The organism is Arthrobacter sp. B2a2-09 (genome assembly GCF_027587375.1).
GTDB lineage: Bacteria > Actinomycetota > Actinomycetes > Actinomycetales > Micrococcaceae > Arthrobacter.
In genome coordinates this window covers 52,231-76,818 of the sequence record NZ_JAMXIC010000024.1, presented here as the reverse complement: position 1 = coordinate 76,818, position 24,588 = coordinate 52,231, and the positions used below count along the sequence as shown (strand labels likewise).

At 63.4% G+C, this 24,588-nt stretch carries 22 protein-coding genes, 1 tRNA gene and 1 pseudogene; 11 read left to right on the top strand and 13 right to left on the bottom strand.

Going from position 1 to position 24,588, the window contains the following annotated elements; translation table 11 throughout:
* Positions 1-617 (top strand): annotated as a pseudogene (locus NFJ07_RS20735) (DUF3417 domain-containing protein); the annotation flags it as partial.
* A gap of 50 nt (positions 618-667) precedes the next feature.
* Here the strand turns inward: NFJ07_RS20735 and glgX are convergent.
* Positions 668-2,773 carry a glycogen debranching protein GlgX gene (glgX, locus tag NFJ07_RS20730; protein WP_269997416.1) on the bottom strand — a complete coding sequence of 702 codons (2,106 nt, stop codon included), beginning with the start codon at positions 2,771-2,773 and terminating at the stop codon, positions 668-670.
* 283 nt (positions 2,774-3,056) lie between these two features.
* Between glgX and NFJ07_RS20725 the strand changes: the two genes are divergently transcribed.
* The gene (locus NFJ07_RS20725; RefSeq protein WP_269997414.1) at positions 3,057-3,869 is read left to right on the top strand and encodes a carbon-nitrogen hydrolase family protein; all 813 of its coding nucleotides are present in this window, start codon (positions 3,057-3,059) and stop codon (positions 3,867-3,869) included.
* Positions 3,870-4,099: 230 nt separating this feature from the next.
* Here NFJ07_RS20725 and rlmB read toward each other — a convergent pair whose 3' ends face one another.
* From rlmB to NFJ07_RS20700, 5 genes are all read right to left on the bottom strand, one after another.
* Complete coding sequence (gene rlmB, locus NFJ07_RS20720) at positions 4,100-5,095, bottom strand: 23S rRNA (guanosine(2251)-2'-O)-methyltransferase RlmB (RefSeq protein ID WP_269997413.1); 996 nt, start codon at positions 5,093-5,095, stop codon at positions 4,100-4,102.
* Between the two features lie 79 nt (positions 5,096-5,174).
* Positions 5,175-6,629 carry a cysteine--tRNA ligase gene (gene cysS, locus NFJ07_RS20715; RefSeq protein ID WP_269997411.1) on the bottom strand — a complete coding sequence of 485 codons (1,455 nt, stop codon included), beginning with the start codon at positions 6,627-6,629 and terminating at the stop codon, positions 5,175-5,177.
* Positions 6,630-6,685: 56 nt separating this feature from the next.
* Positions 6,686-7,195, bottom strand: coding sequence for a 2-C-methyl-D-erythritol 2,4-cyclodiphosphate synthase (gene ispF / locus NFJ07_RS20710; protein WP_269997427.1), 510 nt, complete (start codon positions 7,193-7,195; stop codon positions 6,686-6,688).
* A 23-nt stretch (positions 7,196-7,218) separates the two neighbouring features.
* On the bottom strand, positions 7,219-8,001 hold the full coding sequence (gene ispD / locus NFJ07_RS20705) for a 2-C-methyl-D-erythritol 4-phosphate cytidylyltransferase (RefSeq protein WP_269997409.1): 783 nt from the start codon (positions 7,999-8,001) through the stop codon (positions 7,219-7,221).
* Between the two features lie 270 nt (positions 8,002-8,271).
* Positions 8,272-8,754 carry a CarD family transcriptional regulator gene (locus tag NFJ07_RS20700; RefSeq protein WP_011690592.1) on the bottom strand — a complete coding sequence of 161 codons (483 nt, stop codon included), beginning with the start codon at positions 8,752-8,754 and terminating at the stop codon, positions 8,272-8,274.
* A 295-nt stretch (positions 8,755-9,049) separates the two neighbouring features.
* On the opposite strand from NFJ07_RS20700, the gene NFJ07_RS20695 reads away from it, so the two are divergent.
* The gene (locus NFJ07_RS20695) at positions 9,050-9,610 is read left to right on the top strand and encodes a hypothetical protein (protein WP_269997426.1); all 561 of its coding nucleotides are present in this window, start codon (positions 9,050-9,052) and stop codon (positions 9,608-9,610) included.
* A gap of 164 nt (positions 9,611-9,774) precedes the next feature.
* Here the strand turns inward: NFJ07_RS20695 and NFJ07_RS20690 are convergent, their stop codons facing one another.
* Positions 9,775-10,455, bottom strand: coding sequence for a response regulator transcription factor (locus tag NFJ07_RS20690; protein ID WP_059388662.1), 681 nt, complete (start codon positions 10,453-10,455; stop codon positions 9,775-9,777).
* Positions 10,452-11,657 (bottom strand): sensor histidine kinase, encoded by a 1,206-nt coding sequence (locus NFJ07_RS20685; protein WP_269997424.1) that lies wholly within the window; start codon positions 11,655-11,657, stop codon positions 10,452-10,454. Before NFJ07_RS20685 ends, NFJ07_RS20690 begins: the two co-directional genes overlap by 4 nt.
* 206 nt (positions 11,658-11,863) lie before the next feature.
* Between NFJ07_RS20685 and phoU the strand changes: the two genes are divergently transcribed.
* Positions 11,864-12,517 carry a phosphate signaling complex protein PhoU gene (gene phoU, locus NFJ07_RS20680; protein WP_078106623.1) on the top strand — a complete coding sequence of 218 codons (654 nt, stop codon included), beginning with the start codon at positions 11,864-11,866 and terminating at the stop codon, positions 12,515-12,517.
* 73 nt (positions 12,518-12,590) lie between these two features.
* On the opposite strand, the gene NFJ07_RS20675 is transcribed toward phoU, so the two are convergent.
* Positions 12,591-13,337: a phosphoglyceromutase gene (locus NFJ07_RS20675; protein WP_269997379.1), complete on the bottom strand. Its 747-nt coding sequence runs from the start codon at positions 13,335-13,337 to the stop codon at positions 12,591-12,593.
* 143 nt (positions 13,338-13,480) lie between these two features.
* Here NFJ07_RS20675 and NFJ07_RS20670 point away from each other — a divergent pair, with 143 nt between their 5' ends.
* A complete protein-coding gene (locus NFJ07_RS20670; protein WP_442865379.1) occupies positions 13,481-14,293 on the top strand; it encodes a class I SAM-dependent methyltransferase in 813 nt (270 codons plus the stop codon).
* A gap of 17 nt (positions 14,294-14,310) precedes the next feature.
* Here NFJ07_RS20670 and NFJ07_RS20665 read toward each other — a convergent pair whose 3' ends face one another.
* The gene (locus tag NFJ07_RS20665; RefSeq protein WP_269997377.1) at positions 14,311-14,649 is read right to left on the bottom strand and encodes a DUF2516 family protein; all 339 of its coding nucleotides are present in this window, start codon (positions 14,647-14,649) and stop codon (positions 14,311-14,313) included.
* Between the two features lie 10 nt (positions 14,650-14,659).
* A complete protein-coding gene (locus NFJ07_RS20660; RefSeq protein ID WP_269997375.1) occupies positions 14,660-15,844 on the bottom strand; it encodes a trans-sulfuration enzyme family protein in 1,185 nt (394 codons plus the stop codon).
* A 191-nt stretch (positions 15,845-16,035) separates the two neighbouring features.
* Between NFJ07_RS20660 and tmk the strand changes: the two genes are divergently transcribed.
* Genes tmk through NFJ07_RS20645 form a run of 3 tightly spaced genes read left to right on the top strand, consistent with a single transcriptional unit; the run spans position 16,036 to position 19,482 of the window.
* Complete coding sequence (tmk, locus tag NFJ07_RS20655; protein ID WP_269997422.1) at positions 16,036-16,680, top strand: dTMP kinase; 645 nt, start codon at positions 16,036-16,038, stop codon at positions 16,678-16,680.
* Positions 16,677-17,825 (top strand): DNA polymerase III subunit delta', encoded by a 1,149-nt coding sequence (locus NFJ07_RS20650; RefSeq protein ID WP_269997374.1) that lies wholly within the window; start codon positions 16,677-16,679, stop codon positions 17,823-17,825. Before tmk ends, NFJ07_RS20650 begins: the two co-directional genes overlap by 4 nt.
* 49 nt (positions 17,826-17,874) lie before the next feature.
* Positions 17,875-19,482, top strand: coding sequence for an alpha/beta hydrolase (locus tag NFJ07_RS20645; RefSeq protein ID WP_269997373.1), 1,608 nt, complete (start codon positions 17,875-17,877; stop codon positions 19,480-19,482).
* Between the two features lie 210 nt (positions 19,483-19,692).
* Here the strand turns inward: NFJ07_RS20645 and NFJ07_RS20640 are convergent, their stop codons facing one another.
* Positions 19,693-20,436 (bottom strand): HAD family hydrolase, encoded by a 744-nt coding sequence (locus NFJ07_RS20640; protein ID WP_442865378.1) that lies wholly within the window; start codon positions 20,434-20,436, stop codon positions 19,693-19,695.
* 222 nt (positions 20,437-20,658) lie between these two features.
* On the opposite strand from NFJ07_RS20640, the gene NFJ07_RS20635 reads away from it, so the two are divergent.
* Positions 20,659-20,731: transfer RNA gene (locus tag NFJ07_RS20635), tRNA-Thr, on the top strand.
* Between the two features lie 206 nt (positions 20,732-20,937).
* Here NFJ07_RS20635 and NFJ07_RS20630 read toward each other — a convergent pair.
* Positions 20,938-21,912 carry a LysM peptidoglycan-binding domain-containing protein gene (locus NFJ07_RS20630; protein WP_269997372.1) on the bottom strand — a complete coding sequence of 325 codons (975 nt, stop codon included), beginning with the start codon at positions 21,910-21,912 and terminating at the stop codon, positions 20,938-20,940.
* A 616-nt stretch (positions 21,913-22,528) separates the two neighbouring features.
* Between NFJ07_RS20630 and NFJ07_RS20625 the strand changes: the two genes are divergently transcribed.
* Both NFJ07_RS20625 and NFJ07_RS20620 read left to right on the top strand, forming a co-directional pair.
* The gene (locus tag NFJ07_RS20625; RefSeq protein WP_269997371.1) at positions 22,529-22,828 is read left to right on the top strand and encodes a hypothetical protein; all 300 of its coding nucleotides are present in this window, start codon (positions 22,529-22,531) and stop codon (positions 22,826-22,828) included.
* A 232-nt stretch (positions 22,829-23,060) separates the two neighbouring features.
* Positions 23,061-24,554 carry an O-antigen ligase family protein gene (locus NFJ07_RS20620; protein ID WP_269997370.1) on the top strand — a complete coding sequence of 498 codons (1,494 nt, stop codon included), beginning with the start codon at positions 23,061-23,063 and terminating at the stop codon, positions 24,552-24,554.
* Positions 24,555-24,588: the final 34 nt, after the last annotated feature.

Here is a 24,588-nt window from a genome sequence, read left to right as displayed (position 1 = left end):
AGGTGGCCCCGCGCTTCTACGGCTCCACGGTCTCCGCGGAGGCCGGCGCGGCCGGGCCCTCGCAGTCCGGCCCGGAAGCCATCCCGACGCACTGGGTGTCGATGATCAAGCACACGCTGGCCCACCTCGGCCCGGCCGTCTCGGCCGACCGCATGCTCCAGGACTACGTCAACACCCTCTACCGCCCGGCAGCGGAGTCTGGACGGCATGCCGTGGCTGGCTCCTTCAAGGAAGCGAAGGAACTGGCGGCCTGGACCACCAAGGTCCGCAACGCCTGGCCGCAGCTGATCGTGGAACACGTCGATTCCGTGGGCGTCTCCGAGGAGCCACAGATCGGGGACACCCTCCAGGTCAACGCCTACATCGCCCTGCACACCCTGACTCCGGACGACGTCAGCGTCGAAGTGGCGTACGGGCGGGCTGAAGAAAGCGATGAGCTGGAGGACATCACCGTGGCCGAACTGAGTTCGTTCGAGGACCTCGGCAACGGGCGCCACCTGTTCACCGGTTCCATCCTGATCAACCGCTCCGGATCCTTCGGCTACACCGTCCGGGTCTTCCCGAAGCATCCCTCCCTGGCCTCGAAGGCCGAACTGGGGCTGATCGTCAACGCATAGCGATATGGCTGCCGGGTGGGCCAGCCCACCCGGCAGCCAGTACCCGGCCCCTAGGTGCGGTAGACGTTGATGGTGTTGCCTTGGACGACTTCCCGCTCGCCTGCCGCGACCAGTGCTCCCTGCCTGCGGTCATTGAGCTCAGACGTCGTCAGGCGTAGCTCGAACATCCGGCCCCCGGCCCCGGACTCGGCGAGCAGTTTGGGCAGGACAACCTTCTTGTCATCCTTGTTCCCGTTGATCACGACCAAGCCGCGGTAAGCACCGCCCTCCGAGCTCACTAAGAGCTGAACAATCCGCAGGGAGGGATCGTGCCAACGGGCCGCCGTCATGGGCTGGCCCTTGTCATCAAACCAATCCAGGCCCGTCCCCTTGTCCGGGAAGCCTGCGTCCTGGGCTTCCATGAACTCCTTGCGGAGCCGGATCACCCGTTTGGTGCTCCGAAGCATGTCATGCGATTCGGGTGTCTGGGTCCAGTCGATCCATGTCAGGGGGTTGTCCTGGCAATAGGCGTTGTTGTTACCCTGCTGTGTGCGTCCGAGCTCGTCGCCGGCAGTGATCATGGGCACGCCGATGGAGATCATCAACGTAGTCATGAGGTTCCGCTTGGAAAGGGCACGGGCCGCAAGAATCCTCTCGTTCTCCGTGCGTCCTTCGAATCCATGGTTGTAGCTGCGGTTGTCGCCGTGGCCGTCGCGGTTTTGTTCGCCGTTGGCCTCGTTGTGTTTACGGTCGTAGGACACCAAGTCGGCAAGCGTGAATCCGTCGTGCGCGGTGATGAAGTTGAGCGAGGCGAGCCTGGAGCGTCCCGAAGGTTCAAAGACCCGGGTGGAGCCAGTCAAGGCGTCGGCCAGGACTCCCACGTTGCCGCCGGACATCCCGGCGTCGGCAGCGCCCCGGTCAGAGAGCCAGAAGCGGCGTACGCCGTCGCGGAAGTGATCGTTCCAGTCCACCCATCCCTCGGGGAACCGCCCTGTCTGCCAGCCACCGTAACCCACATCCCACGGTTCGGAAATGAGCTTGGTCTTGGAGATCACCGGATCCTCCGCGATGCGCTTCAGGAAAGGGTGCTCAGGATCGAACTCGTTGCCCGCATTGCGGCACAGGGTCACGGCAAGGTCGAAACGGAAGCCATCTATGTGGAATTCGTCCGCCCAATAGCGCAGCGATTCAATGGCCAGGTCCACTACCCTGGGTTCGGCAAAATTGAGGGTGTTACCGCAGCCCGTCGTATCGAGGTAGCGGCCGTGGGCATCGTGGCGGTAGTACCGCTGCTCGCCGAGGCCCCTGAAACTGAAGGTGTCGCCGTCGGGCCCGCCTTCCGCCGTGTGGTTGTAGACGACGTCGAGAATCACTTCGATCCCCGCGGCATGCAGGAGCTTCACCATGCCTTTGAACTCGTCCTGGACAGCGTGCGGGCCGGCCTGCTGGGCGGCCTGCGTGGCGTAGTCCGCATGGGGCGCAAAGAACGCTGCCGTGTTGTAGCCCCAATAGTTGGTCAGGCCCAAGTACTGCAGGTGCTGCTCGTCCGTGTGGAAGTGGATGGGCAGCAATTGAACGGCCGTCACTCCCAATGAGTGGAAGTGCTCGATCATGGCGGGGTGGGCCATGCCCGCGTATGTGCCGCGGAGGTGCTCCGGGATATCCGGATGCAGCATGCTTTGGCCGCGGACGTGTGCCTCGTAGACGATGCTGTCGCGCCACTGCGTGCGAAGCGGGCGGTCGTCACCCCAATCGAAACCCGACTCCATCCGCACAGAAGTCAACAGTTCTCCGCGCTGGTGCACCGCACGACCGTAGGGATCCAGCAACAGCTGCTCGGCGTCGTCGGCGTCAAAGTCCGGAACAGGAACGGACAGTGGAAGCGCGTCCTCGGGTGCTGCGGCGCGGAAGCCGTACCGGGTGCCGGGCGGCAACCCGTCCACAATCCCGTGGTGCACGCCGTCCTCAAGTTTGGGCAGCGTGTGGACTTTCCAGGAGTCGCCGGGGGCCTTGTAGGCGATTTCGACTCGAGTGAGTCCAGGGGCCCACACAGCGACGTTGACCCTATCTGCGGGGGTGGAGCCGTCGGGAACTCCGGGCCGCGGAACACTCAACCCGAGCGGCGACGGCCGCGAGGCGTCCACTGTAGATGCTGTGTCAAAAATCGGCATAACCATTAGTTGAGAGTTTAGTCTCCGACGCCAATTCTCCCTTGCCCGCGGCCCATATGACAGTGCCTATGCCCGGCGGTCGGAGCCAAGCTGGCGGCCCCTGCGAAGGCAAACAAGCCGCTCACCTGCTGAAACGTCGTATCACCCGGCTCATTGCGCATTTTGCAAAACCGGTCGTTTGCAACGGATTGTGTCGGATGCGCGGATTACGCCCGCCCACACGCGGATGAGTTCGTATCCTCCGCGCGGTCGTTGCATACTTTGCCTAAACACCAATGTGGAGGTAATTGTGCGAATCGCTCTTGCTCAACTCATCAGCGGCCGCGAGCTGGCAGGCAACCTGATCCTGTTGGAAGACTACGCCCGCCGAGCCAAGGAGGGCGGCGCCGAGCTCGTGGTGTTCCCGGAAGCGACCATGCGGGCGTTCGGGAATTCCCTGCTCGACATCGCCGAGCCCCTGGATGGGCCATGGGCCAGCCAGGTGCGGAGGATCGCCCAAGATCTTGGGATCGTGATCGTGGCCGGAATGTTCACCCCCGGACTGGCGTCCGACGGCAGCAGCAACGGCAAGGTCCGGAACACCCTGATCGCCACCGGGCCCGGAGTGGACACCAGCTACGACAAGATCCACCTCTTCGACGCCTTCGGCTTTGCAGAATCGGACACCGTCGACGCCGGCACCGATCCAGTGACGTTCGATGCCGGAGGCCTCACCTTTGGCCTGGCCACCTGCTACGACATCCGTTTTCCGGCCCTCTTCACCGCCAATGCCGACCGCGGAGCCGACGTGAATATCGTGTCCGCTTCTTGGGGAGCCGGGCCTGGAAAGGCGGAACAGTGGAAGCTGCTCGCACGAGCCCGGGCGATCGACACCACAACCTTCGTCCTTGCTTGCGGCCAGGGCGATCCCGCGACCCAAGGCCGTGAACCCAAGGGTGCGGCGCCTACCGGAGTGGGGCACTCCGCCGTCGTGTCCCCCTTGGGAAACGTGCTGGTAGAGCTCGACGCCGAACCCGGCCTCTTGTTCGCGGAGTTGGATGCCGCCGTCGTCGAGGAAGCTCGGGTCAAGCTCCCGGTCCTGGCCAACCGCCGCGACTTCTAAAGGGAACAGCAACGCCCGCTCACATCTGGCGGCAAAAACCCGAACGCTCGCTCACATCTGGCGGCAAAAACCCGAACGCTCGCTCACATCTGGGGGCAAAAACCCGGACGCTCGCTCACATCATGTGAGCGAGCGTCCGTCGGAAACACCACATAAGTGAGCGAGCGTCGGAAGAAAACGCGTCAAAGGTGAGCGAGCGTCTGGCGGCTGTGCCGCCACCCACCGCAGGGTTACTTCGTGGCGCGCTGCCTTGAGACTTCGTACAGGGAGATGCCCACGGCCATGGAGGCGTTGAGCGATTCCATGGCGGAGTCGATCGGGATGGAGATGATCTGGTCGCAGTTTTCGCGAACCAGGCGGCTGAGGCCCTTGCCCTCGGAACCCACAACAATGCACACGGGATCGGTGGCCAAGGAGAGATCCGGCAGCGAGACATCGCCGTCGCCATCCAGGCCCAGCACGAAGATGCCCATCTGCTTGAACTGCTTGAGGGCGTTGTTCAGGTTGGCCGCCCGGGCCACCGGGACGCGGACTGCCGCGCCTGCACTGGTCTTCCAAGCCGAAGCGGTGACGCCGACGGAGCGGCGCTCCGGGACAATCACGCCGTGGCCGCTGAAAGCGGAAACGGAGCGGATGATGGCGCCCAGGTTGCGGGGATCGGTGATGCCGTCGAGCGCAACAAAGAGGGGCGCGTTGGGGATGTACCCCTTCTTCCATTTGGCGACCGTCTCTTCGGCGAGGTCGTAGGCGTCCTGGTATTCGTACGGCGGGATCTGCAGTACGAGGCCCTGGTGCACGGCGTCTTCGGTCATGCGGTCCAGCTCGGGCTTACCGGTTTCCAACAGCGGGATGCCACGTTCGGCAGCGAGCTTGAGGGACTCCTTGACGCGGTCGTCCATCTCGATCCGAATTGCAACGTGCAGAGCCTTCGCGGGGATTCCGGCGCGGAGCGCCTCCACCACGGAGTTGCGTCCAGTGACTACTTCCTCGGTAGCGCGGCCCTTCGGGCCTGAGCGGGCGCCCGGGTTGGAGCGGCTGGCGCCCCCTGCCGCGCGCTTGGCTGCGGAGCGCTCGGCAAGCTGCTTGCTCTTGTACGCTTTGTGGTACTCGCGGTCCTCAGCCTTGGGGGTTGGACCCCGGCCTTCCAGGGCCTTTCGACCGTGGCCACCGGTTCCAGTGGTGGGGCCCTTCTTGTTTTTGACAGCCCGGCGACCGTTGTTGGCCATGAATTCCACCCTTGATTGTGTTGAGTACGTCTGCAATCAAGTCTACTGAATCAACTTAAATCGGGGCGACGGAGCTTTGTCAGTCCTTTTTGAGGCTCCAACTGGCACCATCGGCGCCATCCTCGACGGCGATACCGGCTGCAGCTAGGGTGTCGCGGATCGCGTCGGAAGCCGCCCAGTCTTTGTTGGCTCGAGCCTCGGCCCGTGCCTGCAGCTGGGCTTCCACGAGGACCTCAAGGGCCTGGGCAGTCTCGGAATTCTCCTGGACTTCGCCGCGGACGTCGTTCAGTCCAAGCACGCTGGTCATGGCCATCACGGCCTGGAGCGCCTGCTGGACCCCGGCGTCGTCCCCGGACGCCAGTGCAGTGTTTCCAGCACGGACCGTCTCGTGCAGGGCGCCAAGGGCCTGCGGGACGTTGAGATCGTCATCCATTGCAGCAGCAAAGGCATCCGGCACGGGGCTCGACTCAGGGTGCGCGGCGAAGTCGCCACCGAACTTCTTGGAAGCCTTCGCAACAAAACCGTAGATGCGCTCCACGGCAGCCGCAGCCTCCTGAAGCGAGGTGGGCCGGTAGTCAAGGATGGAGCGGTACTGCGCCTGGCCGAGGTAGTACCGGACTACCCGTGGACTTGCGAGCTCGAGCATCTCTTCGGGGCTCACTGTGTTGCCCACCGACTTGGACATCTTTTCGCCCTCATAGGTGACCATGCCGTTGTGCAGCCAGAAGTTGGCGAAGTCGTCACCCGCCGCCTGCGATTGTGCCATTTCGTTCTCGTGGTGCGGGAAGCGGAGGTCCAATCCCCCGCCGTGGATGTCGAACTGCTGGCCCAGGTACTTAGTAGCCATGGCGGAGCATTCAAGATGCCAGCCCGGCCGGCCGGTTCCCCACGGCGAAACCCAGCTCGCCGTCGTCGGCTCCCCGTTCTTGAAGCCCTTCCACAGCGCAAAGTCGCGTGGGTCGCGCTTCCCGCGCGGGTCGGCGTCGGATGCGCCCTGCATGTCGTCGATGTTCTGGCGCGTCAGCGAACCGTACTTGCTCCAGGAGCGGACGTCGAAGTAGACGTCCCCGGAGTCGCCCAGCGCGGGGTAGGCGTGGCCGCGGTCGATGAGCCTTTGGATGAGGGCGTGCATCTCCGGAATGTGGCCGGTGGCGCGAGGCTCGTAGGTAGGGCGGGAAACGCCGAGGACGTCGTAGGCCTGCTCGAATTCCTGCTCGTAGCGGTAGGCCAGGGCCCACCATTCTTCCTCGGCTTTGGCACTAGGTTCCTCGGCCCAGTCGGGCCCGAAGGACTGCGCCGACTTGGCGAGGATCTTGTCGTCGATGTCCGTGACGTTGCGGACAACAGTGACGCGCAGCCCGCGGTATTCAAGCCAGCGTGTCAACTGGTCGAAGGCAATCGCGGAACGGACATGTCCCACGTGCGGCATCCCCTGCACCGTGGCACCGCAGTAGTAGACGCTGGCCTTGCCGGCTTCAAGGGGAACGAAGTCGCGGACTTCGGCGGATGCAGTGTCGTAAAAGCGCAGGGTCACCGCTCCAGATTAGCGGATGCGCTTCATCTGGCTCGTTTCACACCATCTATCTCTGTTTAGGCGTTATCGCTATGGGGCGCTGCCGGCACGGCGTACACGAGGGCGGTGGCGACGGCTGAAATGCCCTCGCCCCGCCCCGTGAAACCCAAGCCATCGCTGGTGGTCGCGGTGACACTGACAGAGGCTCCTGCGGCGGCGCTGAGGACACGCTGTGACTCTTCACGCCGCGGCCCGAATTTTGGCCTGTTGGCAACGAACTGCACTGCCACGTTCCCGATTTCGAAACCGGCGGCACGGACAATCCTGGCCGCCTCCCCCAGCAACTTCACCCCGGACGCACCTGCGAATTCGGGACGGTCGGTACCGAAATGCGTGCCCAGATCACCAATGCCGCAAGCGGAGAAGAGCGCGTCAGCGGCAGCATGGGCGACGCAATCGCCGTCGGAATGCCCTGAAAGTCCGCGTTCACCCTCCCAAAACAGCCCGCCGAGCCATAACGGCTGCGGGTCGTTCTCAGGTGCGTAGGCGTGCACGTCCACCCCGATGCCCGTGCGCGGCAGAATCATGGCTGCGCTATTTGAGGCGCCCATCAGCCTTCCACCCAGCGGACTCCGAGCGGCCCTTCCAGCAGGCCCTCGGCAATGATGAGATCCAACGGCGTGGTGATCTTCAGCGACTGGCTGGCGCCCCGGACTGCATGGACAGGCACGCCCAGGAGCTCGACGAGCATGGCGTCATCCGTGACTGCCGCCGACTGCTCGTCGTCGAACGTCGCGGCCGCCGCGTGGGCGCGCACCAAAGTCTCAAAGTCGAATCCCTGCGGAGTCTGCACCGCGCGCAGTTGTTCGCGCGGTGCGGTGCCGGTGACGATCTCCGGCGCGATTCCGGCGTCGTCCCCGTCAGTTTCCACAACCATCTTGACGGTATCCACCACCGGCATCGCGGGGATGACGGCCTTGGCGCCCGACGAGAGCGCCGCGGCAACACGGTGGAAGACCCGATCAGGAGTCAGTGCACGCGCGGCGTCGTGAACAAGCACAGCGCGCGTTCCCTCAAGGACCGCTCCAAGGGCTGCGCGGACCGAAGCGGCACGGGTGGATCCGCCGTCGACCACTGTGATCAGCGGCCCGTCAGCGCCCAGTTCTTGCCGGAACTCCTCACAAAGCTCGCGCAGTTCCAGGTCCCCCGCGGGGACGGCCACGCAAATCTGGCGGGCAACGTCTGCCGTCGCGACGCCGCGAAGGGCATGGGTGAGGATCGGTTCGCCGCCCAGCGGAACTTTTGCCTTGGGCATGCCGTAGCCAAGCCGCTCCCCGGAGCCTGCCGCAACGACGACGACGGCGGTGGCCTCGCGCTGGGATGGTGTAGTCATGCGCTCAAGCCTACGTGGTGCCCACCCGCCCAACTAGCTGGCAGTAGGTCTCGCTTTGAGCGCCCAGAACGACACCTACTGCGTGGGCCCACGCCGCCAGGGTTCCCTGGCCGTGGGGCCACACCGGCGAGGGCCCCTGCCTGAGCTTGCGAAGGCTGGGAGCCGGTGGGGACTTGCGAGGCGAGGGGGGCGGTGGAGACAGTCGGGCTTTCGGGCAAAAGGAAACCCCGGCGGCAGGTTGCCACCGGGGTTCAAATCTTTAAATCTCTGTTAGGAAGCCAGAACTTCGTCGAGAACGCTTGCAGCCTTCTCTTCGTCGGTCTTCTCAGCCAGTGCCAGTTCTGAAATCAGAATCTGACGGGCTTTGGCCAGCATTCGCTTTTCACCTGCGGAAAGGCCGCGATCGTGATCACGGCGCCAAAGATCGCGAACGACCTCTGCAACCTTGATGACGTCGCCGGAAGCAAGCTTCTCCAGGTTTGCCTTGTAGCGACGGGACCAGTTGGTGGGCTCTTCAGTGAACTCGGCGCGGAGGACGTCAAATACGTGCTCCAAGCCTTCCTTGCCCACTACGTCGCGAACCCCAACAAGGTCTACGTTTTCTGCTGGAACTTCAATGGTCAGATCACCCTGAGCCACCTTGAGCTTGAGATACATTTTCTCTTCGCCCTTGATAGTGCGCATCTTGATTTCTTCAATTTTTGCTGCACCGTGGTGAGGGTAAACTACTGTCTCGCCGACCTCAAAAACCATGTGGACTTTCCCCTTTCCCGCAGACCAGTTTATCACGCTTAAGGCATACGATTGGCACGGAAAGGGGTCCTGAGCCCTGTAAATACGCGGAAAATGGCCTTTTCAGCCCTCCGACCCCCTCTTGACGGGAGGGTATAAAAGTGCATAGGAGAAGGCGTTCCGGACGACCCTACTCCTTCTGGAGGGCCGCCACAATGGTGATCGGAATCCTTGTTCCTGCTAGTTTGCCGATAGGCTATGCCTGAAAAGTGTTCCAATGACTCTTAGAGGAGTACGTGTCGTGCGCATTACTGCGATGAACCGTGTCCAGCGCGGCAAACTGGCGATGGCGGCGGCCGCCATCGGCATCGGTCTCTTGTCCGTGACCGGCTGTGGCTACATCAACCCCCAGCAGACCAACCAGCAGTATTCACCGTCGGACGGCGTCAGGGAAGACCTCGGTTCGCTCCAGCTGCGCAACATGCTCATCATCTCCACGGATGCCAACAAGCCGGGACGCGTCATTGGTGCCGTGTTCAACACCTCCTCGAGCGATGCAACCCTGACCATCAGTGGCGCCGGCGGGTCACAGGCGACCATTCCAGTCAAGGCCAAGTCCCAGACCTACCTCAACGACACCACCGACGCCGCCATTTTGAGCACCACTGGCGGCGCCCCGGGTTCCGTGGTTTCCGTGACCATCAAGACCGGCTCCGATTCCCGCACCGTGCAGTTCCCGGTCCTGGACGCCTCCTTGAAGGAATACGCGAAGTACCTCCCCACCGCTAGCGCGTCTCCGAGCGCCTCGGTCAGCGGTTCTGCGACCTCGAGCAGCAGCGCGACCCCGACGCCTAGCGCGAGCAGCACCGGCCACTAGGAGGCCAGCGGCCTGCACCGCTCGGGTCGGCAACATGCCGGCTCCACGAAGAAAAGCTCCACGAAGACAAAAGGAAGGGCTCCCACCATGGGAGCCCTTCCTTTTGTCTTTTGCTCTTGTTCGCTTTGAGAGCCGTTCCAGGCTGCCCCGGCCGCGAGGGGTTCCTACGGCTCGAACTTGTAGCCCAGGCCCCGCACCGTCACGAGGTAGCGGGGAACCGAGGGGTCGGGCTCGATCTTGCTGCGCAAACGCTTCACATGGACATCCAAGGTCTTGGTGTCGCCCACGTAGTCGGAACCCCAGACCCGGTCGATCAACTGCCCACGGGTGAGCACCCGGCCCGAATTGCGAAGGAGCATCTCGAGGAGTTCGAATTCCTTCAGCGGAAGCGATACCTGTTCGCCGTTGACGCTCACTACATGCCGCTCGATGTCCATCCTCACCGGGCCGGCCTGCACGGTGGATGTGATGAGTTCCTCCGGCTCGCCTTGCCGACGCAGCACAGCACGCACGCGCGCCACGAGTTCCCTGGAGGAGTACGGCTTGGTGACGTAGTCGTCCGCGCCGAGCTCCAGGCCAACCACCTTGTCGATTTCCGAGTCCTTGGCCGTCAGCATGATGACCGGGACGCTGGAACGCTGGCGCAGTTGCCTGCAGACCTCAGTGCCAGGGGTCCCCGGAAGCTGCAGGTCCAGCAATACCAGGTCGGCACCGTTGCGGTCGAACTCCACCAAGGCGTCACTGCCGTTGTCCACAACCTGGACATCGAAGCCTTCCTTGCCCAATAGGTAGGACAGGGGGTCGCTGAAGGACTCCTCGTCCTCCACGATCAGAATCCTGCTCAAGCGCCAGCTCCTTGCTCTAGGGCGCGTACGGCGCCCGTCGTTTGAATCACGTTTCGGGGCTTCGCCCCGGCGTCGTCGTCCTCCTGGCCTTCCATTTCCGGAAGGCGGATGGTGAAAGTAGAACCTTGGCCGGGCTGGGACCAGACCGTGACCTCGCCGCCATGGTTGGACACCACATGCTTGACGATACTCAGGCCCAAGCCGGTTCCCCCGGTCTGCCGGGACCTCGCCGCATCCACACGGTAGAAGCGTTCGAAGATGCGTTCCTGGTCCTCGGGGCTGAGACCCTCACCCTGGTCTGTGACGGAAATGGCCACCACGCCCTCTTTGGCGCGGACCCCCACTCCCACACGGGTGTTCTCTGGCGAATACCGGATGGCGTTGTCGATCAGGTTCCGCAGGGCGGTCACCAACAGGTCCTGGTCGCCGAAAACCATTGTTTCCGTGCGTCCGCCGACGACGATCTTGATGTTCTTGAGCTCGGCCGGGAGCTGCGAACGATCCACGGATTCAGCGATCACCGTATTGATGTCCACGGCGTGCCCTTGCTGTGCCACGTTGGCGCCTTGAAGCCGGGACAGTTCAATGATGTCCTGCACCAGCGCGGCCAGTCGTGTCGATTCCTTGTGCATGCGCTTGGCAAAGCGACGGACGGCTTCTTCGTCGTCCGGGCTTGCCTCGAGCGCCTCGGCCAGCAGGGAGATGGCGCCCACCGGCGTCTTGAGTTCGTGCGAGACGTTCGCCACGAAGTCGTTGCGGATTTCTTCGGTGCGGGTGATTTCGGTACGGTCATCGGCCAGCAGGACGATATATTCCCATCCGAGCATGGCTGCCCGCACCTGCACCACGATGGTTCCCTTGCCCAGTGGACCGCGGGGCAACTCGAAAGTCTCCTCAAGGATCACGCCGTCGCGCCGAACCTTTGCGGTCATGTCCAGCAACTGCTTGTGCACCACCGTGTGGCCCCTCACGAGGCCGTATGCATAGGCCGCAGGACTGGCCCGGACCACGCCGTCGATCGCGTCCACCACCACGAAAGCGCGCCCGACGACGGACAACACCTCCGCGGCACCCTCCGGAAGCAGCGGCTCAGTGACGTCCAGGTCCACGATCTTTCGCTGCCGTTCACTGAGCCTGAACGCGAGCACGCCAAAGACGCCGCACGACAGGCCGACTAGACCTGCGATGACACCGATGAGCACTGGATCCACGGATCTAGCTTATGCGCTCAAAACACTGCAAAATATGGAACGGTCACCAAACCGCCCCGATTCAGCTAACGTTCACCTAAAGGTGCGCAATCGTTCATTGACCGCTGCCACCCTTACTAGTTGGACCGTAGTTAGCTGTGATGATTTTCGCGCCGCCAGAAGGGTGCGGAGGAGATTTCCAAGGAGAGGACGCCACCGTGCGCAAGGTTTTTCAGGAGGAGCTCATCCAGGTCGGTGAGGACCTCATCGAGATCTCAAAGCTGGTCACTGAGGCGATCCAGAACGCGACCACCGCATTCGAAGGTGCCGACGTGGATCTCGCCCAGGACGTCATTGCTGCCGACGCCCGGATCGATTTCCTGCAGAACGGCCTCGACGAACGGGCTATCGACATCCTGGCCCTCCAGGGCCCCGTGGCGAGCGATCTCCGGATGATTGTCGGCTCCCTGCGGATGAGCGCATCCCTGGAGCGCATGGGTGACCTCGCCCGGCACGTGGCCCAGCTGGCCCGTTTGCGCTACCCGGCCACCGTCATCCCCGAGCAGCTGACGGCAACGTTCAAGGACATGGCCCGCCTCGACCTCGAAATCGTCCAGAAGGTCACCCTGCTCCTGGAGTCGCGCGACCTGGAAGTTGCCCGCGATATCCTCAAGCTCAACATCCGGGTGGACGATCTCCACTTGAGCGTCTTCAGGGCCATCGCAGATCCCGCCTGGGCCGAGACAGCCGCCACCACCGTGGATGTTGCCCTCGCCAGCCGCTACTTCGAGCGTTTCGCCGACCACGGCGTCTCCGTTGCCCGCAAGGTGACCTACCTGGTCACCGGCGAATGGCAGCCGGAAGGCTTCTAGCCAGGCTTAACAACAACGACGCCGGCCGGCCCACCTCGCAAGGTGGGCCGGCCGGCGTCGTTTTCTCAAGAGTTTATTTCTTGCCTTGGGCAGCTACAGCCTTGATGGACTCTGCCGCGGCCTCGGGGTCGAGGTAGGTTCCGCCGGGGTTGATCGGCTGGAAGTTCTCGTCCAGGTCGTAGACCAACGGGATGCCCGTGGGGATGTTCAGACCGGTTATGTCTTCGTCGCTGATGCCGTCCAGGTGCTTGACGAGGGCGCGCAGGGAGTTGCCGTGTGCGGTGACCAGGACGGTCTTGCCAGCCTTGAGGTCTTCCTTGATGTCGGACTCCCAGTACGGCAGGAGACGGACCAGTACGTCCTTGAGGCACTCGGTGCGCGGCAGGGCGTCGCCGAGGCCTGCGTAGCGCACGTCGTTTACCTGGGAGAACTCGCTGTCGTCGGCGAGTACGGGCGGCGGGGTGTCGTAGCTGCGGCGCCATTCCATGAACTGCTCTTCACCGAATTCGGCGAGGGTCTGGGCCTTGTCCTTGCCCTGCAAAGCGCCGTAGTGACGCTCGTTGAGGCGCCAGTCACGCTTGACCGGGATCCAGCCGCGGTCGGCCTTGTCCAGGGAAATGTTCGCGGTGTTGATGGCCCGCTTGAGCAGGGACGTGTACAGGATGTCCGGGAGAACGTTGTTCTCGACCAGGAGCTCTCCGCCGCGGGCTGCTTCCTCGCGGCCTTGGTCGTTCAGGTCGACGTCCACCCAGCCGGTGAACAGGTTCTTGGCGTTCCAGTCGCTGTGGCCGTGGCGCAGCAGAATCAGCTTGTAAGTCATGGTTTTCATCCTAAGCGATCAGGCCCTGCCGTTGCCGGGCGTTACGCCATTACCCTTTGACCGCAACGCGGGGTCACTTAGCGCCGGTGTTTGCGCGTCGGATGGGCCGTAAGTGACCCCGCGTTGGAGGATAAAGTGGGACGGTGGTGCAAAAAGCTGAGCGGGTGCAAGGAAGACGCGGCAAACCCGTCGGCAACATCACAAGGGGCACCACCAATCCCAACCGCATGCGCCGTCTGGACCGCTGGTTGGCGGGCCCGCAGGGATGGCGGCTGCGCTCCGCCGTCGACCCCTTGGTAGTGGACCTGGGCTACGGCGCTTCCCCGGCCACCGCCGTCGAACTCTTCGAAAGGCTGCAGGCCGTCCGCCCCGACGTCCGTGTGTGCGGGATCGAGATCGAACCCGAGCGCGTCCGGACCGCGAAATCCCTCGAAAGGCCCGGGCTCAGCTTCCACGTAGGCGGCTTCGAGGTTCCCGTTCCAGGCAATCCGGTGTTGGTGCGGGCCTTCAACGTGCTGCGGCAATACGAGGAATCGGATGTGGCCGGGATCTGGGCGCTGGTGCAGTCACGGCTGGCACCGCAGGGATTGTTCATCGACGGCACGTGCGACGAAATAGGCCGCAAGGTGACGTGGGTTGCGTTGGATCGGAACGGACCGTTGAGCCTGAGCCTGTCCATGCGGTTCGGCGGTTTCGAACTGCCCTCCGACGTGGCCGAACGCCTGCCGAAGGCACTCATCCATCGCAACATCCCCGGAGAACGCATTCATGCTTTCCTGAATGCCCTGGACAAGGCCTGGTTGGAGGCGGCTCCGCTCGCGTCGTTCGGCAACAGGCAGCGGTGGACAGCTATGTGCCAATCACTGCGCGACGCCGGTTGGCCGCTTCAGGACGGAACGTCGCGTTGGCGCCTGGGTGAACTTACCGTCGACTGGGCAGCGGTGGCTCCGGCCTAAGCCTTGATCCACCAAGGTCACCAGGGACCGTACGGGCCCTGGTTGCGGCCGCTGTTGCCGATTTCCTTCACTGCGGGACGGACGTCAGCCAAGTAGACACACGCCGCGGTCACTGCGGCGATGCCAAAGAGGCCAAAGCCACCGCCGCCGCTGAGGACAGACACGCCGCCGATCACCGCGGCGACCCCGGTCAGGGCCAGCCAAAACGTCTTGGTGCGCTTGGATGCAGCTTCGTAAGACGAGGGTTTGTGGCGCAGGCAATCCACCAGCGCCCACAGCTCCAAAGCGAAGGCAACCAGTCCCAGAATGAACCAAATCCCATTCTGGATGTATGAAATCAAAATTTTTCCGTCCACGCCCTCAAGCCTAGCCGTCAAGCGCCTTGAGCGCTTGCTCCAAATCCGCCCAGAGGTCTTCTACGTTCTCGATCCCGACGCTCATCCTGACCAGGTTGTCCGGCACGCTGAGCGGCTCGGCCGTGTGGCGGCGTCGGCGTTCGATGAGCGACTCGACCCCGCCCAGCGACGTCGCGGGGAGCCACAACCGCAACGCACGAACTAGTTGATCTGCTGCGTCGGCACCGCTGCGATCCCCGTCCCCTTTCAGTTGGATGCACAGAATGGAACCGAACCCCTTCATCTGGGACTTGGCCCGCTCGTGGCCGGGATCGTTGGGCAGGCCCGGGAAACGGACGGATTCGACGCGCGGGTGGGTGCTCAGCCGCTCGGCCAGCGTCGCGGCAGAAGCTTGCGAGCGCTCGATCCGCAGTGCCAGCGTGCGCAGGCCGCGGAGCGCGAGCCAGGCCTCGAAGGGACCCGCGATGCCGCCGTGGATGATGCGGTGGTGCAGGAGTTCCGCGCGCAGCCCGGCATTGGAGGTCACCAAGGCGCCGAGTACGACGTCGGAGTGTCCAGCCAGGTATTTGGTCACCGAATGGAGCACGACGTCGGAGCCCAGGCTGAGGGGCTGCTGAACCAGCGGCGTGGAGAATGTGTTGTCCGTGACCACGATGGCGCCGGCCTCATGGGCAGCGGCGGCCAATGCCTGGACGTCGGCGATGCCGAGCATCGGGTTGGTGGGGCTTTCAATCCACAGCATGCTGGCGGGCTTTGCGTCCGCGGGGGCGAGCTGCGCCTTGACGGCGTCGGTGTCCGCGATGTCAACGGTCCGCAACTCAAGGATGCCCTTGGCCGCGAGTTCGGTGGCCATGACGAGCGATCCAGCGTAGCTGTGCGTGGGCATGACGAGGACTCCGCCGGCGGGCACGAGCGACAACGCGGAGCTGACGGCGGCCAGGCCCGAGGCGTAGAGCAGGCCCGGCAACTCGGCGCCCTCCAGCTGGGCCAGCGCTTCTTCGAACGGATCCCAGGTGGGGTTGGCATAGCGTCCGTAGCCGCGGTCGCCGTCGCTCAGTGCTCCCGTGCCGAAATACGTGGAGGACAGAACGATGGGCGGGTTGACGGGCTGGTCATGGCTTCGTTCGGGACGGCCTGCCGCAACCACCACAGTGTCAGGGCACAGATCTGCGGCGTGCTCTCGGGAAAGACTCATTGCTCCAGCCTACGGCGCGGGGAGGAGACGCTGGAAAGGTGTTACGGCTAAACCCCCATACCCCTGAACTGCTGCCGAGCGGCGGGTTCCGTCCCGCGCAGGTGGGCTGGCGCCGTCGTCGGGCACTGTCAGTGTTCCTCTGTACGCTTAGATCCGTGACTACGCAGCGCCTCAAGCAGGACCAGAGCCCCATGCCGGACCAGCGCCCGGGACTCTTCATCGCCTTCGAGGGCGGGGACGGGGCCGGCAAGTCCACCCAGGCCGCCCGCCTGGCTGAGGCGCTCGAGTCCCTCGGCTTTTCCGTGCTGCGCACTCGCGAGCCCGGGGGCACGCCGATCGGCGAAAAGCTGCGTTCCCTGGTGCTGGACCACGGCCACGGCACTATCGATCCCCGGACCGAAGCCCTTATGTTCGCAGCATCCCGGGCTGCCCATGCAAACCAGGTCATCCGTCCGGCCTTGGCGCAGGGTTCAGTGGTCATCACGGACCGCTATATAGACTCCTCGGTCGCCTACCAGGGCGCCGGCAGGGACCTCGGGACCGTGGACGTCAGGCGGCTCAACGAATGGGCGACTGAAGGACTCGAGCCGGACCTGACGGTACTCCTTGACGTCCACCCGGGCGATGGCCGGGACCGCAGAACTGCCGGAGACGCTGCCGAGGACCGGCTCGAGTCAGAACCCGATGATTTCCACGCCCGCATCCGTGCGGCGTTCCTGGAACTGGCAGGGGCCCACCCGGAGACGTACCTCGTGCTGCCCGCCAAGGATGCCATCGAGGACCTCGCCACGCAGATCCTCCGGCGCGTGCAGGACTTGCTCCGGAGCCGCACATGAGCGTGTGGGACGAGCTCCAGGGCCAGGCGCCCGTCGTCGCACAATTGCGCGCGGCCGCCCAAGGCGAAGGCCTCACGCACGCCTGGTTATTCACCGGCCCGCCGGGTTCAGGCCGTTCCAACGCGGCCAAGGCATTCGCGGCGGCATTGAACTGTGAACAGGACGACGTCGCACTTCGAGGCTGCGGCGAATGCGCATCGTGCCGGACCATCCTTGGCGAGACCCACTCCGACGTGACCTTTGTCCGCACGGAAAAGGTCACCATCACCATCGAAGAAGCCCGCCAGCTGGTGTCCAAGGCTGGCGACCGGCCGGCGTCGGGCCGTTGGCGCATCATTGTGGTGGAGGACGCGGACCGCATGGCCGAACGCACCACCAACGTACTCCTCAAGGCCATCGAAGAACCCACGCCCCGCACCATCTGGATGCTATGCGCGCCGTCGCCCGCGGACGTGCTGGTCACCATCCGCTCGCGTTGCCGCCCGGTGAGCCTGCGCATTCCGCCAGCTGCCGACGTCGCCGCCCTGCTAGTAAGGCGCGACGGCGTCGACCCCGCCATTGCGGACCGTGCCGCCCGCGCTGCCCAAAGCCACATTGGAATCGCGCGCCGGCTGGCCCGCGATCCGGAGGCCAGGGAGCGCCGGATGGAGACAGTCCGTTTCCCGCTGGGCCTGCGGGGCGTCACCGCCGCCGTGATGATGGCCGAAAAGCTGGTCAAGATCGCGACTGATGAGGCCAACAGCTCCAACGACGAACGTGACGCCGCTGAGAAGGTCGCCTTGCTCGCGAGCCTGGGCGCTCCGGAGTCGGGGACCCTGCCGCCGTCGATGCGAAGCCAGGTGAGGCAGCTTGAAGACGACCAGAAACGGCGGGCCAAGCGCTCCATCACAGATTCCCTCGACCGCACGCTGACCGATCTGCAGTCCTTCTACCGGGACGTGCTGGTCATCCAGCTGGGGAACGCCGTGGAGTTGGTCAACGTTGAACTCAGGAGTGAACTGGAAGCCTACGCGGCGGGCTCCACCCCTGAGATCACGTTGGCGCGCATGGATGCCATCAACAAGGCGCGCGTTCGGATCACCACGACCAACGTGGCACCGCTGTTGGCCGTAGAGTCCATGGCGAGCAGCCTGATTCAGCAATAGCCGGATAGTTTAGAAGTACAGCACGCTTCCCCAGCCTGAGGAGAAACGCATGACCCCCGCACGACGCCGGCCCGCCGGGTCCAGTTCCAGGACACGGTTCCCATCCCTGCGGCGGGCGGCAGCGGCAGTCGCTGCCACGGTCTCCGCCAGCCTGCTGCTGAGCGGCTGCGTGTTCTCCGTGCCGGTGCCCAATGACGGCGCTAGCAATGGGTCCGGCGGCGGCAACGTCAGCACCCCGGACTCGTCCATCGCCGCCGCGGCCCCGGCAGGATTGGAGAGTTTCTACTCCCAAAATGTGAGCTGGACGTCCTGTGAACAGGGATTCCAGTGCGCCAACATCAAAGTGCCGGTGGACTATGCCAAACCAGATGGCGGCAGCATCTCCATCGCCGCCATCCGGCTCCAGAGCCAGGGCACAAAGAAAGGTTCACTGCTGGTGAATCCCGGTGGCCCCGGCGCTTCAGGCTATGACTTCGTCAGGGACGCAGGGAAGACGCACTTCACCAGCAAGCTGCGGTCCAGTTACGACCTGGTGGGCTTCGATCCCCGCGGCGTCAAGCGATCGGCGCCGGTGACGTGCCTCAGCGATGCCGAGCGGGATGCTTCCCGCGAGAAGGTCTACAACTATGACACTGACCAGGGCCTCGCCGCGGCGCTGGCCGACACCAAGACCATCAATGCCAAGTGCGTGGAAAATTCCGGTCCCGCCCTGGCACATATTGACACCGCCAGCTCTGCCAAGGACATGGACATCCTCCGTGCAGTGCTGAACGACGCAAAGCTCAACTACTTGGGCTTCTCCTACGGAACCTCGCTCGGCGCCACCTATGCGTCCTTGTTCCCGAACAACGTCGGCAAGCTCGCTTTGGATGGCGCAGTGGATCCGGCCCTCAACAACGAGGACCTCACCGCGGGGCAGGCAGAGGCGTTCGAAAAGGAGCTCCACACCTATGTGGCGGATTGCCAAGCAAAGTCCGGATGCCCCATGACAGGCAGCGTCGATAATGGCGTTCAGCAGATCCAGAACCTCATTGCCGACGTCGAGCAGAACCCCAAACGGGCCAACGACGGCCGGCTGGTCACTGGGGCAACTTTTGTCAGCGGTATTTTCACCCCGCTCTACGACAACGAATCGTGGCCGGTCCTGACCCAGGCCCTGGTGGCCGCGTTCAAGGGCGACGTGTCGCTCATGCTCCGGATTGCCGACTTCGGTGCGGACCGTGACCCGAACGGCACCTACACTTCAAACACCACGTTCGCCTTCAACGCCATCAACTGCCTCGACTACCCCATGGTCACGGACACGGCCGGCATGCGTTCCGAGGAAGCCCGGCTGAAGCAGCTCTCCCCCACCTTCGGCTACTACTTCGCCTACGGCGGCATCAACTGCAAGGACTGGCCCTATAAGCCGGTGCACACGCCCGCCCCCGTGAAGTACACCGGCACGGCGCCGATTGTGGTTATTGGCACCACCGGGGATCCCGCAACGCCTGTGGCCTGGGCTGGTTCACTGCGGAAACAACTCGGCAACGCTTCCCTGGTGACGTGGAAGGGCGAAGGCCACACCGCCTACGGCCGCTCCAACCAATGCGTGTCCGACGCCGTGGACAACTACTTCGTGGACGGAAAGGTACCTTCAGACGGGACTATGTGCTGACCGTCGTTTTGGGGCTGTCTCCACTGGTGGTCATTTGTTGAGGCGTAGCCCGGAATGGTAGGCCCGGATGGCGGCTTGCGCTTCCGCGACCATGGCCTCCGGATAGTGAACAACGTCTTTTGCCCGTCAGCCAGCGGCATAGCTGGCGGGCTGACGGCTTACACCTGACTGACACCGGGCCAAAAGTGGTAGATCGTTGAGGACAGGCCGCTAGAGCCGTGCCGCGCGGGGCTCCAGCAATGCGGGAAGGTACTTGACTGAGGGCACGACGGCGGTGGCACCGGCCGCGCGCAAAGCCGCCTCGGAATGGAAGCCGGTAAGCACGCCAACCACGGCGGAGGCTCCGGAGCGAACGCCGGACAACATATCCGAGCTCGTGTCCCCCACCACGACCACCTCGCGGACATCATCCAGGTCAAGGGCAAGCACGGCGGTAAGAATCATGTCCGGATAGGGGCGCCCGCGGCCGGCGTCAGCGGGGCACAGGCTGAGATCCGCCTTCCCCATCCAGCCCAGGGACTCAAGCACCATGTTCTGCGTGTGCCGGCCGAAGCCGGTAGCCAGGCAGACTTTCATGCCGGAGTCCCGCATCCAGTCGATGGTTTCCTCGGCGCCCGGAATAGCCCGGACGCCGCCGTCGGCAATCAGATCATCGTAGGCGCGTTCGAAGGCCTTGTTGGCGCTCTCGGCCCGTTGGGGTTCTTCAAAAAGGTGGCTGAAAACGGTCAACTTCGAAAAGCCCATGGTGTCCCGCGCGTAGCCGAGCATGCTTTCGAAGCGGGGCGAACCAGGCTCGACGCCGGTCTCCTGCAGGGCGAGGGACATCGCACGTTCCGTACGACCATCGTCGGTAATCGTGGTGCCCACCATGTCCAAGACAGCAAGCCGGAGCCGCTGCGCACGATGTGCCCCGGCGTCGTCCGCGTTGGTCCTCTTGCTGCTGTCCATGCTCATGGCGCCCCTTCGCTGGTTGATGGCCGAAATCGTGCGGCCACGTTAGTCCGCCCAGCTTGCCCCCGGTCCGCGACGACGGCCTGAACCCGGCGCGACGAGCGGGTGAATTCCGCAACAACGGCGCCACGGGAGCTCCGCCCGGGGCTGTTTTGACCCGGACGAGGTGACTCTATTACAGTTGTATCTTGCGTGATTCAGCCGGTACCCGGACGATAACGCGGTGCTTCCTTAGCTCAGTCGGTAGAGCGTTTCACTCGTAATGAAAAGGTCATCAGTTCGATTCTGATAGGAAGCTCGAACAAAAAGAGCCCCGGATCCCTTGTAAACAAAGGGAACCGGGGCTCTTTCGTTAGGTGAGCAAAATCGGCCAAAAAGTGCCTTGGTGTACCCATGGGTGTACTCAACCCCTCTCCCCCGGCATGTTTCGGCACAGGAGCGCATACAGCGTTTTACCCCAGCGCTACCGAAGAGGCACCATCAAACTCTCCCCAAGGACCGGCCTTAGTTCAGTGCGATGACAAGCATCTGGTTGGTGCCCGGGATGCATGTCTGCAGTATCGCCCGAGGAAAGCCGCCGAATACCGCTGCGACGTTATTGGTGGTCCCGCCTTGGGGCACCTGGCCGCGTGCCGTCACCGTGTACGTGCCGTAACCGGGGATGCTCACCGTTTCGCCGACGCCGATCCCCGAGAATCGTGCCCACCCGCCGCAGAAATCATGTTCGGTGATGAACAGCGAGTAGGCGTCCGTGGGGGTGAAATGGATCGGGCCGATGCAACTGTCCACGGCGGCCTGGCCGCCCGAACCCGCAACATAGATGGTCCGCACCGCCGGAGCCGGGGCTGGTGCGGGCACCGGAGCCACGGGCACCGGAGCCACGGGCGCCGGAGCGGGCGCCGGAGGGGGCGCCGGCGCGGCGGCAACCGGCGGCCCCGTCAGCTTCAGCACCTGGCCGGGCACGATGACGGAATAGGCGCTGAGGCCATTGGCTGCCAGCATCCCGTTGACGTCGACGCCGAACCTGGCGGCTATCGAGCCAACAGTGTCGCCGCTGACCACCGTGTAGGCGTTCGTGTCAGGCGCAGCAGCAGGGGCAGGTGCAGCAACCGGAGCGGGTGGAGCCGGAGCTGCGGCCGGTGCCGGTGCCGGTGCCGGAGCTGGCGGCGCGACGGCGGCCGGCGCCTGCGTCTGTACTGGCGCCCGCGTGGCTGCCGGCGTCGGACTGGCAGCGGCTGGCGAAGGCGCGGCAATCCCGGATCCCGAACCGACGTGCGGGGCGATTGCGGCGCTCGTGCCTGCCGGCGCAAGTACCTGTGCGTAGTTCTGCATCGTCACGGCCGCAATGGCGACCATTGCCACAATTGCCCACGCGGCTATTGATGCCTTGTACCTGGTGAGTGTTCTTACCCCCGCGGATATCAGGGCGAGGACGTTGCCCCTGCTGATCCCGCCGTGTCTGTACTCCTGCTGATACATATCAGATCCCCGTAATTCATCGTTTCTGGGGCCGGTCGGTTGGCTGGCCCTGGAAGTGATGCGCAGGCGCAGGGGATGGCGCTTGTTGAGACCCTTTTGCTTAAATGCGCAGCACTGAGGAAGCCTCAATTCCGCCCATTTTGGATAACCCCGACGGGCTGTAACCCGGCTATTTGGATAAATCCATCAATGAGACTTATGAATAGGGCATTCCTTTTCCTGCTGCAGGTGATTTGAGTGTAGAAATATGAAATTCACTCCACACGAGTGCGTGCCACTCGCTTTTATTTCCCGTACCCCGCCGAACACTCGTATCGGGGTCTCCCATCTAGTGAGTGCGAGTGCGGGATGGCTGCTTTCCCACTTGCTTGGCGGTCTGAGCTGCCGCGGAACGGAGGGTGGCCGGATCCGAAGTAGGCGTAGTTATTCCTAGGGAATTCGCTGAGGAATAACTACGGCCGCAAGAAGTTGGCCCTGGAACTGTCCCGCATTCTGAGCAACGAAAACCACGCCGTTACGTCGTTCATCCGCAATCCGGAGGCCCAGAACTCATCCAGTCATCCGCCTAAGCCCGGCACCTGTGCTCATTGTCTGCCCGCGGTGGCAGACTCTGGCTGTGGAGGAAAAGAAGTTCTGGCAGCCGCCGCACGCCCATAGGCCCACGCCTGTGGTGCCGGCGATGGATCCTGCGGCGGTGGATGGCGCGACAATGCCCAAAGAGCCCCTGCCGGTATTCGTGACGCTGGATTACGACAACGGCGAATCCCACGAGATCCCAGCATTCGCCTACGGCTGGACGCGGGTGCACGTGCTGGTGTCAGTGCCCTGGCCGATGGACTATTACGAGGGCCGCAAAGAAGTCTGGGTGGAAGCATCCAGGGTGCGGCGCCGGACAATCGACCCGAGAGTGCGTTAAACACAAAACAGCCCCTCGCCAGGGGGACCGACGAAGGGGCTGTTGGTGTGTAGTCGTGGGCGCGGGTACACGGCCCGCTAGGTTGCCGGTTACCCCTATCCCACAGGGCCGCTTCCCGGCACGGATCCGGCGTGAGCTCGGATTGATCAAGACTATTCGCCACGGCCCTCCGATGACAAGGGATGCCTTCCGCCCGGCGGGTTTTGCCACCTTGCAAGGTATTCTTGCAAGCGTGCACAAATTTGGGGATGTTGCCTGGGTAGCCGGATCTATGGCGGCCGTCGGCTTGGCGGTTTTGCTTGCGATCAAGAGCCCTACGGTGGCCGTTGCAGTCTTCGGGGTTATCGTCTGGGTGGTTGTCGCCAAACTGAGGCCCGCATGGATGTTCCATCTAACTCTGGTGACGGCATTTTTGGCCGTCCCCGCTTTTGTTCCGAAGACAATCCCCACCCCCGTCGGCGGCCTGTTCATCTTCGAGCCGTTCCTGCTCGGATGCGTGGTTGTTGGGTTATTCAAGAAGGGCGACCGACTCGTTCCCCGGTCGCTACTGGTGTTTATTGCCGCGTCCGCTTTGGCCTTCTTCATCGGCATCTACAACCAGACGCCCTCGGTGCCAAGGATTGCTGACATTCGGCCGCTGATTGACGTAGTCCTTGGAGTGGTAGCCGGAGCGAACATACTCAACTTCACTTCGCTAAAAACCCTCATCAGGACCACCAAATGGATTCTTTGGATATCTCTCGGGATGACCCTTGCTGGATCGTTCGGCGTGCTGGACCTCGTCGGCCGATCCGAAGTAGCATCCTTGGTCGGCGACACAACTGGAGCTGACAGGCTCATTACTCCGGCAACGTACTTCGCCCTTGCCGTCGCTTGCGGCGTAATCGCAGCGATGGTCACCGCGAAGGCCTCCGCCAGGACAATACTGTCCCTTGCAACCCCCGCATTCGCGATTATCTTCCTATCGTTTAGCCGAAACAACATCCTGGCTCTGTGCGTCGCTTTCGCGTGGGCGCTGATAGCGGCCGGGCCGGCGTCCCGCAAGGTCGCCGGAGTGGGAAAGCTGTTGTTCATCGCGCTTATCGGCGGCGTTGCCATCACCGCCCTGATGACCCTATTTGACATTCCCTGGCTGCAAGAGCAGCTCGACGGTTTCGGATCAAGGGTGCTCGGCGGCCTCTCGGCAGACGCCATTCAAGCGGATGGTTCGGCCCAGTTCAGGGTCGGGGAGAACGATCAGATACTTCCCGTAATCGGAACATCCCCATTCTGGGGGCTCGGGTTCGGAGCTGCCTACAAAGACCCATATGGCCCTATCGACTATTTCACCTCAACCACAGCGCCGTATTACGCGCACAACTATTACTACTGGCTGATGCTCAAGGGTGGCGTTGTGGCCTTGGCGGCATTTGCACTGTTGGTGCTTCGTCCAGTCTTTGCCGTTCTCGGGGCTAACCGTCCACGACTGGCTGTTACGAGCGCGGTCCTCTTGGCCTTTCTCGTCGTCTCGACGGTTGCACCAATGCCAAATGGGTTTCCAACGGGTCTACTCTTCGGACTTCTTGTCGGATTGGCCCATCGTTTTACTTCTGATGCACCAATGACGCAGCCAGTTATGAGCGTCAAGAAGGTCAATAAATCTCTGCCAGCATGGGCAGCCAAGCCCCACGGATTCCCAAGTCAAAGAGATCCGGCTCTTGACCGTCCGAAGGCGTCTCACAGCTAAATTCTCTTTGTCTAACTCGCTGTCTGCTTTATGA